The 14,473-nt window shown below is 68.7% G+C and carries 9 protein-coding genes; 4 read left to right on the top strand and 5 right to left on the bottom strand.

Translation table 11 applies throughout. The annotated features are described in order from the left end of the window. Positions 1-58: 58 nt before the first annotated feature. Positions 59-2,161 (bottom strand): hypothetical protein, encoded by a 2,103-nt coding sequence (locus tag U3649_RS10985; protein ID WP_407351369.1) that lies wholly within the window; start codon positions 2,159-2,161, stop codon positions 59-61. Between the two features lie 55 nt (positions 2,162-2,216). Beyond that, on the bottom strand, positions 2,217-4,772 hold the full coding sequence (locus tag U3649_RS10990; RefSeq protein WP_407351370.1) for a TonB-dependent receptor: 2,556 nt from the start codon (positions 4,770-4,772) through the stop codon (positions 2,217-2,219). Between the two features lie 294 nt (positions 4,773-5,066). Here U3649_RS10990 and treF point away from each other — a divergent pair, with 294 nt between their 5' ends. Next, positions 5,067-6,719, top strand: a complete 1,653-nt coding sequence (gene treF, locus U3649_RS10995; protein ID WP_407351371.1) for an alpha,alpha-trehalase TreF — start codon at positions 5,067-5,069, stop codon at positions 6,717-6,719. Between the two features lie 117 nt (positions 6,720-6,836). Next, positions 6,837-6,980, top strand: coding sequence for a transposase (locus U3649_RS11000; RefSeq protein ID WP_407351372.1), 144 nt, complete (start codon positions 6,837-6,839; stop codon positions 6,978-6,980). A gap of 393 nt (positions 6,981-7,373) precedes the next feature. On the opposite strand, the gene U3649_RS11005 is transcribed toward U3649_RS11000, so the two are convergent. Continuing rightward, a complete protein-coding gene (locus tag U3649_RS11005) occupies positions 7,374-8,198 on the bottom strand; it encodes an XAC0095 family protein (RefSeq protein WP_407351373.1) in 825 nt (274 codons plus the stop codon). Between the two features lie 463 nt (positions 8,199-8,661). Between U3649_RS11005 and U3649_RS11010 the strand changes: the two genes are divergently transcribed. Then, positions 8,662-8,880 carry a hypothetical protein gene (locus U3649_RS11010; RefSeq protein ID WP_407351374.1) on the top strand — a complete coding sequence of 73 codons (219 nt, stop codon included), beginning with the start codon at positions 8,662-8,664 and terminating at the stop codon, positions 8,878-8,880. Between the two features lie 58 nt (positions 8,881-8,938). On the opposite strand, the gene U3649_RS11015 is transcribed toward U3649_RS11010, so the two are convergent. Together U3649_RS11015 and U3649_RS11020 are read right to left on the bottom strand one after the other, a co-directional pair. Beyond that, positions 8,939-9,265 (bottom strand): hypothetical protein, encoded by a 327-nt coding sequence (locus U3649_RS11015; protein ID WP_407351375.1) that lies wholly within the window; start codon positions 9,263-9,265, stop codon positions 8,939-8,941. A 407-nt stretch (positions 9,266-9,672) separates the two neighbouring features. Further along, positions 9,673-10,317, bottom strand: coding sequence for a response regulator (locus tag U3649_RS11020; RefSeq protein WP_407351376.1), 645 nt, complete (start codon positions 10,315-10,317; stop codon positions 9,673-9,675). Positions 10,318-10,431: 114 nt separating this feature from the next. On the opposite strand from U3649_RS11020, the gene U3649_RS11025 reads away from it, so the two are divergent. Beyond that, a complete protein-coding gene (locus tag U3649_RS11025; RefSeq protein ID WP_407351377.1) occupies positions 10,432-14,073 on the top strand; it encodes an ATP-binding protein in 3,642 nt (1,213 codons plus the stop codon). Positions 14,074-14,473 lie beyond the last annotated feature (400 nt).

Genomic DNA, 14,473 nt, shown 5'->3' on the forward strand with positions numbered 1-14,473 from the left:
TGGAGCCGCCCGGGAGGCGGCCGGGGAGAAAGCGTTCGGGGCGCGGTTCGCGGGTCGGCTACGGACGCGCGGAGACGGTCGGCGGGTCGGATCGACGCGGCTCCGGCCCGCGCCGCGCGCCTTCCGGCGCCGGCGGCGGAATCGCCAGGTAGACGGTGCTCCACAGTTGCGCGGCGTTGGATTCGTCGGCATCGCCGCTGCCCTGGCCGAACGGTTGTGCGCGGTATCGACCGTCGACGTACGACCAGGACCACAACTCCGAGGTGCGCATCGCCCGGGTGGCGTCGATCACGCGCCACAGGCGGCGCTGCGCCTCGCGCAGGCGGGTGCGGGTGGCCGCGGGCAGGTCGTGGCGGTGCAACTGGCGCGTGAGCCCGGCGGCCAGCAGGGCCTGCTGCCACGACCAGACCACGGTGCCGTGGTAGGCGGTGCGGCCGAATTTCCCCACGATGCCGGTATCGGCATAGGCCGGGTTGGCCACCAGCAGGCCGGCCCCGGTCAGCAGGCCGGCGGGGAAGGGGCGCAACATGTTGTCGACCATCGTTTCCAGGGCCTCGGCTTCAGGCGCCAGGAACAGCAGGGCGAAGCCGCCGTCGGAATGCAGGACGGGGATCGGCCTGCCCCGCGCATCCAGCGCCAGCGCATCGAAGCGCAACCCGGTCCGCGGAAGGCTGTCCAGCGCCGGCGCCGGGTCGATGCCCTGCGCCTTGGCATGACGGACGATGGCCTCGCGGGCCGCCGCCGCGGTCAACGCCGTCCGGAACAGCGGCGGCGCCCGTCTCGACCAGACGATGGCCTGGTCGCGCGCCGTCGAGTACGCCCGGCGCTGCTCCGGCGTGGCGTGGGGCCGCAGCAGGCCGGCTTGTTCGAAGCGGGCGATCGCATCGAGCGCGGCCGGCATGAACACCGCGTTGACGTCGTAGGGATAGCGGCCGCCGGCCAGCCCGTCCTGGCTGTCGCGCCACTGGCCGACGCGGCTGCCCGGCTTGAGCGAGACCAGGTTGCGCGCGACCGGCTGCCGCGAGAACGCCTGCGCCGACCGGAGGACGAAGTCGAAGTTGCGCGCCAGCGCGGCGCCGAGCGGCTCGCCCGCGGTGGTGGTGCGCGCGAGGAAGGCGGCGGCGCGGGCGCGGCCCGGTGGGCGGTCGAGCAGATAGGCCGCTGCCACCGGCGCCAGCATCAGGTCGTCGTCGACCATGGTGTAGTCGTAAATCGGCGAGTCGTCCGCCGGGTCTCCCGGAGCGCCCGGCTTGCGACGGCGCAGAAGGGCGAATTCGCCGATGTCCTCCTCGTGCGCCACCTCGCCCTGCGCGTCCAGCCGCTCGAGCACGGAAGCCAGGCCGTCCTCGATCGCCGCCGGCTGCAGGCCCGGCAGCAACAGCCGCAACGACATCAGCGTGTCACGGCCGAAGTACGTATTGAAGCGCCAGGAGCCGGCGAGGAACTTCTCGCGATAGCTCAGGAACTGCAGCGCCTGGCGACTGCGCGGATCACGGCTGGCGTCCGCGCCGAACAGGTCTTCCGCCGCGATCGGGACGAGCGGCTGTTCGCCGGTGAGCGCGGTGATGCGCAGGCGCAGCGGTTCGCCTTCGCGCGCCGGCACCAGCACCAGCGGCGTGCCGTCGCCGCCATCGACGCGCCCGTCGAGCAGTTCGAGCGAGATCGCATAGCCGGGCGCGCCGTCGATGCGCGCCCGTGCCCAGGTCACGCCGTGCGCCGACACCCGCGCGGGCGTGGCGACCGCCGCCGGATACGCGGTCCCGAGCTGGAAGTCGCGCAGCACGCGCACGCTGCCCAGCACCGCGTCGCGGACCACCAGCCGGTCGGCGTCGACGCTGGCCTGCGCCGCGATGCCGTGCAGCAGCCGGCCCGATGCATCCGGCCGCTGGATTCCCTCCACTTCGCCCAGCGTCCATCGCACCGGCGCGGCGGTCGCCTCGAACCACACGCCGACGCCGCTGTTGCCGGCCGGAAACGCGGCCAGCAGGCGCGGTTGCCGGCCGGAACCGAGCAACAGATGCGCGGCGATCGGCCCCTGCCGGTGAAAGGCGTTGAGCACGTCGCCTTCCGCCACCCGGAACCGCAGCGGCGCATCGCCGTCGCCGGCAGGCGCGAGGCCGGGCAGCAGCGCAAACAGGAGGACCAGCAGCCACCGCCTCATGGCGGCGTTGCACCCGGGCTGCAGCCATTGCCGATATGCGTGCGCGTTCCGGCCGTCACCACATGTATTTCACCTGCGCGTTGACCTCGCGGCCCTCGAGCGGACGCGCCAGCAGCACGCCGTCGGTGCCGGCGGCCGAGCCGAAGATGCGCGAATTGCTCTCCGTCAGGCCCAGCTGGTTGGTCATGTTGGTGCCGCGGACGTTGAACTGCCAGTGCATGCCGACGTTGGCCGTCACCCCGAAGTCCCAGGTGTGGTACGAGCCCAGCTGCTGCAGCCCGGACTGGTCCTGGGTGTGGTCGCCGACGTGGGTGTAGGTCACGTACGGCAGGACGTCGCCCCAGCCGAAGACGAACCGGTAGCTGGGCGTGAACATGTAGCGCAGCTTGGGCTGGCGCTGCAGCTGCTTGCCTTCGATCGGCTCGCAGGCGTCCTCGCCGTTGACGTCGACGTACTCGATGCAGGCGTCGTAGTCGGTGTACTCGCCGTCGAGGTAGTTGGCCACCAGCTGCAGGCGCAGGTTCTCGACCGGCGTCAGGGCGCCGATGAAGTTGACGCCCCAGGAATCGGAGCCGTAGATCAGCGGCCGGCCGACGGGGGTGCCGGCGTTGTCGGTCGGCTGGTAGGGCAGGCCGGTGAACCTGCGGCGGTAACCGCTGACGTCGGCATACAGCAGGTCCGACTGGTACTTGAAGCCGATTTCGTAGTTGCGGATCTTGTGCATCGGCGGGAAGTTGCCGTCCGTGGAGCCGCGGATGCCGTTGTCGAAGTCGAGGAAGTGCCCGCCGGTGTTGACGCGGCCGTACGCCGACATGCGCTCGGTGAAGGAATAGTTGGCGCCGGCGGTCCACGATGGATGGGTCTTGTCGTAGCGGATCCTGGCGTAGGTGCCGTCGCAGACGGGCACGTGATTATCGTACTCAGTCAATGGGTCTCCGTCCAAGTCAACAAAGTCCGTCACGCCGTCGCCATCGGCATCTTCATCGTTTTGGAAGTTGCAGACGTTGTTGGTCGCGTCCTGGTTCTCGATGCGCCCGGACAGGTCCAGCAGCCACTTGCCGATGCGCCAGGAGTCGGACAGGTACAGGGCGGTGTTGGTGGCGCGGCCGTGCTGGGCGATGTTGAAGGTGCCGTAGTCGAGCAGGCCCTGGTCGTCGGTGCGCTGGCGGACGTTGCCATCGGCATCGACGTAGCTGACGGTGATCGGCGTGGCGTTGGGCGCGTTGGTCATCAGCATCTGGTTGCCCAGCGCCCACTTGTCGTCCATGGTGTAGTGGTTGACGTACAGCCCGAGAGTGAGGATATTGCCCTCGAACAACTCCTTGCTCAGGCGGAAGTCGTTGTTGATGCTCTTCAGGCGCTTGTGGATGTGCCACCAGCCCTGCGCGATCACGCTCTGGTCGCCCGGCACCGCGCCGCCGCCGACGTAGGTGGCGGTGGCCGAGCCCGCCGGCAGCCCGAGCCCGCCGGGCGTGTCGGCGGCGTACAGCATGTCGTCCAGCGTCGCCGGATTGTTGCCGGAGAACAGGGCGTTGGTGTCGGCGACGCCTTCGTCGAACAGGAACCGGTCGCTGATCGACCAGCCGTTGTCGAATTCGTACTCGAAGTTGCCGCCGAGGAAGAAGAACTCCGCCCCGCGGCCGTCGGCCAGGTTCGCTTCCGTGCCGCCGCCCGGATAGCCGGGCAGGCGCACGTGCTGGATGGCGCGGCTGTAATAGGTGTCCTTCAGTGGGTCGAAGCCGGGATAGGCGCTGAAATGGTCCTCGCCGCTCTGGATCAGCGGGATCGGCGTGATGAACTGGTTCTTGTCGTCCAGGTAGCGCGCGTACAGGACCAGGCTGCCGCGGTCGAAGTCGTGCGCCACGGTGGCGGTCAGCTGGCCGCCCTCGTCGGCCTTGAACTCGGGGTCGCGCACGCCGTCGGAACTGCGCCAGAAGCCGCCGAAGCTGCCGTACCAGCCGTCGGCGATCTTGAAGCCGGAGAACCCGTCCAGCCGCCACAGGCCCTCGTTGCCGTAGGTCAGGCCGATGCTGCCGGTCGGCACCTCGCTGCCGGTCTTGAGGAAGAAGTTGGCGGTGGCGCCCATCTGCCCGTCTGCGAACACCACCGACGGACCGCCCTGCAGGATCTCGACCGATTCGATGGTGTCGTCGAGCCGGAACAGCGAGGTGGTCTCGAAGAACGACAGCGTCGGCATGCCGTACAGCGGCGAGCCCATCAGCAAGGTGGAGAAGTAGGGCGCATCGCCGCCGCCTGGAAAGCCGGCGATCTCGATGTTGGCGCCGGTCTGGCCGCCGGTCGACTCGGGCCACATGCCCGGGGAGATCTTCAGCAGGTCCGCGGTGCTCTTGGGGTTGGACTGCCTGATCTCCTCGGCACTGGCGGTGACGATGTTGTAGCTCGCCTCCAGCTTGGACACGCCGCCCACGGCGCTGCCGGTCACGACCACGGCGTCGAGCGTGGTCGCCCTGTCCGTGTTCGCTTGCACCGTGCCGTCCTGCGCGGGCACGTCGCTCGGCGCGGGCTGCGTCTGCGCCTGAGCGAGGACGGGCAGCAGCGCGGCGGCGATCGCGACCGACAGCGCGCGGTGGGTGCTGTTGAGACGGTTCATGGGCTCCCTCCGGATGTGATGTCGTCAATGCCCGGCGATGCGCTCGGGCAGCGGCGGTGGCGCTCCCGACAAGTGCGGGACACCGGTCGGCAGGCCGCAGGTCCGCACGACGGGCCACGGGATCGTTCACAACGGCCGCGAAGGAGAGTTGCGGTTCCACCACGTGAAAACAGCGTGAAACGCCGGGATTTCCAGTCGGAGCCGCCTTCCGTATCGTTATGCTGGCGGTGGAGAATCCAATCCATCACGCACGGAGACGGATCGATGGCGGACGAGAGGATCGCGGCTTCTGGCATGCGCCGGACGAGCGCGACGGCGTGGACACTGCTGCTCTGGCTGTCGCTGCAGGCGCCTGCGATGGCGGGCATCTGCGTTCCGGGCCTGCCGCAGCTCTACGGCGAGCTGTTCGAGGATGCGCAGGGAATCCTGACCGACAAGAAGGCCTTCGTGGACGCGACGCCGAGGCAGCCGCCGGCCGGCATCGCCGCCGAGTACCAGAACGTCCGCGACACGCCCGGCTTCGACCTGCGCGCCTTCATCGCCGAGCAGTTCGTCATGCCGCCGCTGGCGGGCGGCGACTACCGCACCGATCCGGACCACGATGTGCGCGAACACATCGATGCCCTGTGGAGCGTGCTGGAGCGAAAGCCCGGAACCGCGGATACACGGACCTCGCTGCTGCCGCTGCCGCATCGCTACATCGTGCCCGGCGGCCGTTTCGACGAGATCTACTACTGGGATTCCTACTTCACGATGCTGGGCCTGGAGGAGAGCGGCCGCCACGACCTGGTCGTCGACATGGTGAGGAACTTCGCCTGGCTCATCGACCGCTACGGCCATATCCCGAACGGCAACCGCACCTACTACCTGAGCCGCTCGCAGCCGCCGTTCTTCGCCGCCATGGTGAACCTGCTCGCCGAACGCGACGGGCCGTCGGTGCTGTCGACCTACCTGCCGCAACTGGCCCGGGAATACGCGTTCTGGATGCAGGGCGGCGACCGGCTCGCGCCGGGCCGGGCGCACCGGCGCGTCGTGCGCTTGGCCGACGGGTCGCTGCTCAATCGCTACTGGGACGATTGCGACACGCCGCGCGAGGAAAGCTACGGACGCGACGTCGCGACCGCGATGGCCTCCGGCCGCCCCGCCGCGGAGGTCTACCGCAACCTGCGCGCCGGCGCCGAGAGCGGTTGGGACTACAGCTCGCGCTGGTTCGCCGACGGCCAGACGCTGGAGACGATCCGCACCGTCGAGATCGTGCCGCCCGACCTGAACAGCCTGCTCTACAACCTCGAGCGCACGCTCGCCGAGGCCTACCGCGTCGCAGGACGGCCTGACGATGCGGCACGGCTGCGGAAACGCGCCGATGAGCGCAAGGCCGCGATCCGGCGCCACCTGTGGCATGCCGGGAACGGCGTGTTCGCGGACTACCTGTGGCAGGAGGGGCGGCCGACCGAGCACGTCACCGCCGCGACGCTCTATCCGCTGTTCTTCGGCATCGCCGATCGCCGCCAGGCCGCGCGGGTGGCGGCCCGCGTGCGCGACTCGCTGCTGCAGCCGCACGGACTGGCGGCGACGGCGGTCCGTACCGGCGAGCAATGGGACCTGCCCAACGGCTGGGCGCCCCTGCAATGGATCGCGATCCAGGGCCTGAACGACTACGGCGAGCGGGAACTGGCCGCCTCGATCGCCGGGCGCTGGATCCGCCACAACCTCGCCGTGTTCCGGGAAACGGGCAAGCTGGTCGAGAAATACGATGTCACCGGCACGGGCGGTGCCGGCGGCGGCGGCGAATACGAAACGCAGGATGGGTTCGGCTGGACCAACGGCGTGCTGCGCAAGCTCATGGCGCTGTACCCGGCGGCCGCGACACCCGGGGCTGCGGAGCCGGTCGGCAAGTCGGGTGCGACAGCGACATCTCCCGTGACGGCCGTCGCCCGAACGGAATAGGGGTCGCCGCCATGACGGCGCCGGATGAGACCGGCGCCGTCGTCGTCGCCGGACTTGAGCCAGCCCTGATTTCTCGGACACCACAAAGCGAGGACAATCCTCGCACGGAGGTGTCCGATGCAGAAGCGACAGCGGTTCACGGCGGAGTTCAAGCGTGAGGCGGTGCGGTTGCTCAAGGCGCGCGACCGACCGGCGGCGGCGATCGCTCGGGAGTTGGGGATTTCCTCGCAACCGGCTTTACACGCGGGCGCAGGACCTTGAGAAGAAGGGCGAGCAGGCTTTTGTGGGGAGTGGACGGCCCAAGGCGCACCGCGGCATCCTCACCCTCGAGTTGTACGCTGATGCGCGCGGCGTTGAAGGCATGGGCGGCAGATTGACACGAACGGCAGTATGGCCCGTGTCGTCCACTATAGTGGTCGCCTGTTCCCGGTCGACGCGGGTGAACCCCACGGCTGTGAACTCTGCCGGCGCCTCGAATCGGTCGCGATGTCCGGCCGCCCGATAAGCGATCCGACCCCGTTTTGCAGGCGGCGGTAACGCCAAGCTCAGCTCCGGTTCCGGCCCCGCTCCAACTGCACCTGCACCAACGCATACGGATCGCACGGATCGCGGTGCCAGGGATCGTGACCGAGCCCGGCACCGCGCCCTGCCCGCTCAGTGGCGGGTGGCCGCCTGCGGACGCCAGCCCGCATCCGTGGGCGGCGGCAGCATCGGCATGGTCGCGTCACGCGTCAGGTCCGGGCTGACCGGTACACCGTAGATCGCCGGCTCCTCACGTACGCGGTTTCGCCGCCTGGACGCATCGGGAAGCTTCTGACCGGTCACCTTGTCCATGAGCTTGCTCGCGGCCTCGGCCTCTTCGAAGATCACATCGCCCAGCATCGTCAGCGTGCCGTCGGCCAGGTCGATACGCTCGAGGCCGAAGACCAGGTCGCCGAAGGCATGGAGCCGGTCGTGCAGGCGGTTGAGCGTGTCCAGCTGGTCCATGGTCATGCCGAAGACGAGGGGGTCTTCGGCCTCCACCGCCGTCGCGACGGCGTCCGCCTGGCCAGCCTCGTCGTCCTGCACCTTGGCGCCCGGTGCTTCATCCACCTCGTCGTCCTGCGTGCCTGCGGCCGACGCCTCTCCAGCCTCGTCATCCTGTGCGCCGGCAGCCAACGCCTCACCGGCCCGTCCCGGTTCCTCCAGCACGTCGTCCTCATCGCGTGCCTGCGACTGATCGTCGCCCACCACCCGCTCGGCCGGCCATGTCACCTCGTCCAGCACGCGCTCGGCCTGGTCGGCCAGCAACTCCAGGCAGACCGCCAGTTCGCCCACGCGGATCTCGGGCACCCATTCCTGTTCCTCGTCGTGCGTGCGCGGCTGCGCCAGATGCGACAGGAAGACCATGTGGTCGTGCAGTTTCTTCAGCCGGAACTGGCTTTCTTCGGGCAGGAAGTAGCCGGTCGTGTCCATCTCGTCCAATTCATGCTTCGACATCGTTGCCTCCTCATTCCATGAAGTGACCGCCCACCGGGACGGCGGACGGGAAGTCGGGAGGTTCGAAACCGCACACAGCCGGCGGGCGTATTCCCCTTTCGGGTGTTGTATTAGCCGCCCTCCCGACGCTGGCATCGCGTCGGTTGTGCTCGCAAAGCATGCGGGCACAAAAAACCCACCGGGTTGTCGGAGGTGGGTACCGCTGTGTGAGGAGTTTCGACGCTCCTTGGGCCGAGTCTGCAACGGTTCAATCCTCACGTCAAGGTGCTTTCACGGAAAGCAATCTCACCCGCCGTCGCAAGTGAACCCGACCCATTCTTTCCTACTCCACCTGGGCTGGCGGCGGCGATCGCTCGGGAGTTGGGGATTCCTCGCAACCGGCTTTACAAGTGGGTGCAGGACCTTGAGAAGAAGGGCGAGCAGGCTTTTGTGGGGGTGGACGGCCCAAGGTGAGTAGCGATGCGTGGCCGCGCTCAAGCGCGAGAACGCGCGCTTGAAGGAAGAGAACGAGATCCTAAAAAAGCGGCGGCGTACCCAGCATGAGCCGCCGCCGATCTGGAGTAGGCGAGAAGCAAGGTCTTCGACTACATCGAAATCTTTCTATAACCGGCAGCGGCTGCACAGCAACCTGGGCTACCACTCGCCGATTGAGTACGACAAGATGGCGATGGTGCCTAATTAAACCTGTCCGAGGAAACGGGGGTAGCTCGCTCTGGCCCTCATTTGCCTTGTGGTGTCGTTCACCAATCCAGGCGCGCGCCAATCTGCCCCTCCAGTGTCCGCCGCCGCTCGCCGCCGAGATTGCGGGTGACGTCGCCGACCGCGAACACGCTCAACGTTTCGTTGACGCGCGACACTACGCCGCCGCCGAACTCCAGCGCGCTGCCCTTGCGCTCGCTTTCGTCGCCGGCGGAGGTCTCACTGCTGCAGGTGTAGGTGTCGTCGCCCGCGGTGGGGGCCAGGTCGCATTGGGCGCTCGCGGTGCCCGCGCTCAGTGCGAGGGCGGTCGCGATCGCAGTTGCGAGCATCGAGCGGGACGAGGATGTGTTTGCCGGTTTACGAGGCATGCGTGCGTCTCCCTACGTGGCCGGTCAACGCCGAAGTACGGCGCAGTCCGGATTCTGATGATTCCCCCTCTGTTGCCGGCTTATCAATCAGCTTGCGGTGAAGGCGACGTGAAAACCCCACAAGCGGGAGAGGGGCATGTCCGCGATAAGTGGAAACAACCTGCAAAAGAACTCATTACTCCAGCTCAGTGGACCGACGCCGCGTAATCCGGCATCGGCCGGGGCTGCGGGCGCAACATCTCCGCGATGGTTTCGTGATAATGCTGCAGCGCCGCTTCGTTGCAGCATTTGACTCGAAGGCCGGGCTCGGTGCTGTGCCGGCCGTCAAAGGCTGGACGCTCCGATGCGGGTCCAGCTGCCGCAAGACAGGCGGCTGGCCGCTGGCGGCGGACGCCGGGCTCGGGAGCCTACGAGGAAAGTCCGTCGCTGCGCAGGTAATCGAACAGCTCGGCGTCGTTCTTGAGGCCGAGCTTGCGCATGGCGTCGCGCTTCTGCCGGCTGATCGTGGTGATCCCGCGGTGCAGGCGCTCGGCGATCTGGCTGACGGTCAGGCCGGACGCCAGCAGGCGCAATACTTCCATCTCGCGCGGTGAAGGCTGCTTCAGCGCGCCCTCGGTCATCCGGGTGTCGCCGGTTTCGGCCACGCGCTGCCTGAGCGTCTGGCTGACGTAGGAGGCGCCGCGGTGCACGGTCTGGATGGCGACGGGCAGTTCCTCCATCGACGAGGTCTTGTCGACCAGCCCGAGCACGCCGGCGGAGGCGACCATCCGCAGAATGCCCAGGTTGCTGGCCGCGCTCAGCATGAGGATCGGCAGGTCGGGATACTGGCGGCGGACCAGGCCGATCATCGGGAAGCCGTCGGCCTGCTGGCTGCCGGGCATGGAGAAGTCGGTGACCAGGACGTCGCAGGGGTGTGCCGTCAGCGCCTGGAGCAGCTCGTCGGGGTTGGTGGCTTCGGCGACGATGGTGCCCACGCCGCTGGACTCGATCACCGCCCGCGCACCGATGCGGACCACGTGGTGATCGTCGGCGACGATGATGCGCAGGCTCATGGACTAGTATCGACGACTGCAGCGCGAAAACGCTCGCAGCGGCCTGGCTCAGGAAGACTGGAGGAAGTAACGCCCATGCGTTTGCACCCTGTCTGTTGGCGGCTGCTGGCCGTGATGCTGCTGCTGGTCTTTCCGGTACTTCCGCTGCAGGCCGAGGACCGGTTGTCGCTGTCTCCGCGCCAGGAAACCTGGCTGCAGGAACATCCGGTCATCGTCGTCGGATTGTACGACAAGGGCTGGCCGCCCTACGAATCCATCGAGGCGGGTCGGCCGCAGGGGCTCGGCTACGACTATCTGCGGGAGCTGGCGACCCGGCTCGGCGTGGAGCTGCGCACGCGCACTTATTCCGACTGGACCGACATGCTGGACGACGCCTGCGCCGGCGAGCTCGACGTGGTGATGAACCTGGCCCTCACCGCCGAACGCACCCGCTGCCTGGTCTTCACCCGGCAGTACGCCGAGGCGCCGATAGCGCTGATCGGGAAGCCGCAGGACGCGAGGTTGGCGGCCAATCCCGAGCTCGAGGGCCTGCGCCTGATCACCGACCGGAACTTCGCCACGTCGCGCGCCGCCCGCGAACGCTACCCCGAGGCGCAACACCTGGAGGTCGACGACACCGTCGAGGCGCTGCGGATGGTGTCCTCCGGCGCGGCGGACGCCTACCTGGGCAATCCACATGTCGCCTCGGCGCTGATCGCCGAGCGGCACCTCACCCGTGTCGCGCTGGTCCGGCCGACCGACCTGCCGGTGGATACGCTGCATTTCGCCGTCCCGAACGGGAAGGCGCCGCTGGCCGAGGCGCTGGACGACGCCCTGGCCTCGATCCCGGAAGCGCAAGGCCGCGCAATGCGCACGCGCTGGCTCAGGCCGCTGCAGTGGGAAGGCAGCGGCCTGATCCTGAGCGAAGCGGAAAAGGCCGCATTGGTGCAGCCACTGCGGCTGGGTTTCGCGCCCAACTGGGCGCCGATCTCGTTCATCGACGAAGACGGTCAGCCGAGCGGCCTCGTCGGCGAGTACCTGCGGCGGTTCCGCGCGTTGGGCGCGAACCTGCAAATGGTCGATGTCGAAGACTGGCAGGGCATCCGGGATGGGGCGCTGAGCGGCGAACTGGACGCGATCATGGGCGTTCCGGAGGACGTGCCCTGGCTCGGCGACGAATGGGTGTTCAGCCAGCCATTCCTGACGGTCGCCAATGTGATCGTGACCCGCCAGGGCAGCGAAGGCGTACTCGATCCAGGCGACCTGGACGGACAGGCGATCGCGCTCTCCAATCCCGACCGGCTCGGGCCGCCGATCCTGGCCCAGGCGCCGCGGGTCAGGATCGTGCCGGCGCGCGGCGCGGAGCAGGGGCTGGAAATGCTTCGCGACGGACAAGTGGACGCGTACGTCGGCAATCTCGCCGCGATCGATCGCTTCCTGCGCGACCGCTACTCGGGCGAACTGTACATCGCCGCGCCCGCGGGCATCGAGGACCGCCTCGCCTTCGGCGTGCATCGCCGCCATGCGCCGCTGGCGACCGCGTTCGACCGGATGCTGCTGTCCCTGTCGCCGCGCGAACGCGAGGCGATCCGCAGCGATTGGCTGGCGGTGGAGTACCGCAGCGGCCTGCAGTGGCGGACGGCCTTGCGCTGGGCGGTGCCGATCCTGCTGGTCCTGCTCACCGCCGGGCTGGTGCACGGCCTGGGCCACTGGCGGCTCCGCCGCGAGGTGGAGGAGCGCAGGCGGGTCGAAAAGCGCCTGGACGAGGTGACGAGCAACCTGCCCGCCGTGGTCTACCAGGCCCGGCGCGAAACGGACGGCACCATCGTCTTTCCCTTCATCGTCGGCGACATGCCGTCGCTGTTCGGCCTGAGCGCCGAGCGCGCCATGGGCGACGAGCGCGAGCTGTTCGCGCGCGTGCATCCGGAGGACCAGTCCCGGCTGGTCGCGGCGATGGCGCATTCGGTGAACGACTTCGCGCCCATCGACGTGGAGTTTCGCGGCCTGTCCGTCGACGGCGGCTGGCGCTGGGTGCGCTCGCGCGGCCTGCCGCACCGGGCCGAGGACGGCGCATTCCTGTGGAGCGGCTACTGGATCGACGTGACCCAGGCGCACGAGCAGGCCGATGAACTGGCCGCGGCCAAGACCGTCGCGGAGCGGGCGGCCGCGGCCAAGGCGGACTTCCTGGCGACGATGAGCCACGAGATCCGCACACCGATGAGCGGCGTACTCGGCATGCTCGAGATGCTGGCGCATACCGAACTGGACGCCGAACAGCGGCGCGTGCTGGCGTCGATCGACGAATCGGCGCAGATGCTGCGGCAAATCCTCGACGACATCCTCGACGTCTCCAAGATGGAGGCAGGCGCGCTGTTGCTGGCGCCGGTGCCGGTGTCCCTGCGCCGGATCATCGACAACGTGCAGCAGATGCTCACGCCGCAGGCGTCGGCCAAGGGGTTGCGGTTCGAGGCGCGGGTCGGCGAAGGCGTGGCCGAGGCGCACGGTGCGGACGGCGTGCGCCTGCGCCAGATCCTGTTCAACCTGATCAGCAACGCGATCAAGTTCACCGAGCGGGGCAGGGTGGAAGTCGCCCTCGACCTGCTGGAGAACCTGGGCGATCGGCAGACGCTGCGCCTGGCCGTGACCGACACCGGCATCGGCATCGCCCCGGACCGGCAGGCGCATCTGTTCCGCCCATTCTCCCAGGCCGAGACGTCCACCACCCGGCGCTACGGCGGCACCGGCCTGGGGCTGAGCATCTGCCGGCGGCTGGTGGACATGATGGGCGGGGAACTGCGCCTGAGCAGCGTGCCGGGCGAGGGGACGCGGGTCGAAACGGTCCTGGTCCTGCCGCTGGCCGATCCGGGCGCCGTGGACGCGGGCGTGGCCGGGCTCGCCGCGGAGCCGGCGTACACGGGCGATCCGGAAGGCTGGCGCGGATGTCGCGTCCTGGTGGTGGAGGACCATCCGACCAACCAGGTGCTGATGCAATGGCGCATGAGCCAATTCGGTATCGACTGCGAATTGGCCGACGACGGCATCACCGCGCTGGAAGCGCTGCGCAGGTCGCGCTTCGACTTGGTGATCACCGACTGCCGCATGCCGGGCATGGACGGCTATGCGCTGACCCGCGAGATCCGCCGGCGCGAAGCCGAATGCGGCGAACCCCGGCTGCCGGTGATCGCGTTGACCGCGAGCGCGCTGCAGGAGGAGGCCGAGCGCTGCCGCGCCGCCGGCATGGACGATTTCATGGCCAAGCCGGTGCCGTTGGCGACCCTGCACCAGGTCCTCGTGCGCTGGCTGCCGCGCAATGGCGGTTGCGATGAGGCCGCTGCCGCTACCGCCGATGCATCCGCATCCGCATCCGCATCAGCATTAGCATCAGCATCAGCACCCACATCTGCATCAGCATCAGCATCAGCATCCGGACCGGCGGCGCCAGCGCCGGCGTCCGGAATACGCCAGGAGCTGATGCGTCGCTACGGCTCCGCTGAGGTGGTGGCGCAGCTGGCGGCAAGCCTGGTAGCGGCCACGCGCGACGACCTGGACGGCATCAGGTCGGCCCTGGCGCAGGACGACGCCGATGCCGTGCACCAGCGGCTGCACCGCATCGCCGGCGGTATCGGCGTGGCCGGCGCTCAAGCGCTGGCGCAACGGACATCGGACCTCATGGATGCGATCGACCGTGACGGTACGGAGACGCACCGAAATGCGCTGGTGCGTCACATGGGCGAGATTGAAGGCTTCGTGGACGAATTGGCTCGGGATGCGATCTAGAGCGGTTTCTTATCAGGTGCTTACGCTTTTGCCCCCTCTCCCGCTTGCGGGGCGAGGCCGCACGGCTTGCGCGCCATCGGCGCGCGTGTGGGTGAGCGCCCGCTCCGCTGGAGCGGGCCGGGGCGCGGAGCGGGGTTGGGGGGTGAGGGCGCTCTTGGCGAGACATCAAAAGCGTCCTCATCCGCCCCCCGACTAAAGCACTCGGGGGCAGGCTCTTCGGGCACCTCGCTCCGCGCCCCGGCCCTGCGCAGCGCGCAGGGCGCTCAGGCGCGCGCAAGCCAGTGGCTTGCAAGCCGCACGCCTTCGGCCCGTAAACGGGAGAAGGGATCCGTCACACTTGTGCCAAAACCACTCCAGCCTGTCCGCGGCAGCGGTGTTTTCGTACTTGTTGCAGAGACGC

This window comes from Luteimonas sp. R10 (genome assembly GCF_045689605.1).
Classification (GTDB): Bacteria; Pseudomonadota; Gammaproteobacteria; order Xanthomonadales; family Xanthomonadaceae; genus Luteimonas.

What these genes read in the sequence shown, in the direction of transcription:
- U3649_RS10985 (WP_407351369.1), bottom strand. Translation starts at nt 2,161, where the DNA reads ATGAGGCGGTGGCTGCTGGTCCTCCTGTTTGCGCTGCTGCCCGGCCTC.
- U3649_RS10990 (WP_407351370.1), bottom strand. Translation starts at nt 4,772, where the DNA reads ATGAACCGTCTCAACAGCACCCACCGCGCGCTGTCGGTCGCGATCGCC.
- treF (WP_407351371.1), top strand. Translation starts at nt 5,067, where the DNA reads ATGCGCCGGACGAGCGCGACGGCGTGGACACTGCTGCTCTGGCTGTCG.
- U3649_RS11000 (WP_407351372.1), top strand. Translation starts at nt 6,837, where the DNA reads ATGCAGAAGCGACAGCGGTTCACGGCGGAGTTCAAGCGTGAGGCGGTG.
- U3649_RS11005 (WP_407351373.1), bottom strand. Translation starts at nt 8,198, where the DNA reads ATGTCGAAGCATGAATTGGACGAGATGGACACGACCGGCTACTTCCTG.
- U3649_RS11015 (WP_407351375.1), bottom strand. Translation starts at nt 9,265, where the DNA reads ATGCCTCGTAAACCGGCAAACACATCCTCGTCCCGCTCGATGCTCGCA.
- U3649_RS11020 (WP_407351376.1), bottom strand. Translation starts at nt 10,317, where the DNA reads ATGAGCCTGCGCATCATCGTCGCCGACGATCACCACGTGGTCCGCATC.
- U3649_RS11025 (WP_407351377.1), top strand. Translation starts at nt 10,432, where the DNA reads ATGCTGCTGCTGGTCTTTCCGGTACTTCCGCTGCAGGCCGAGGACCGG.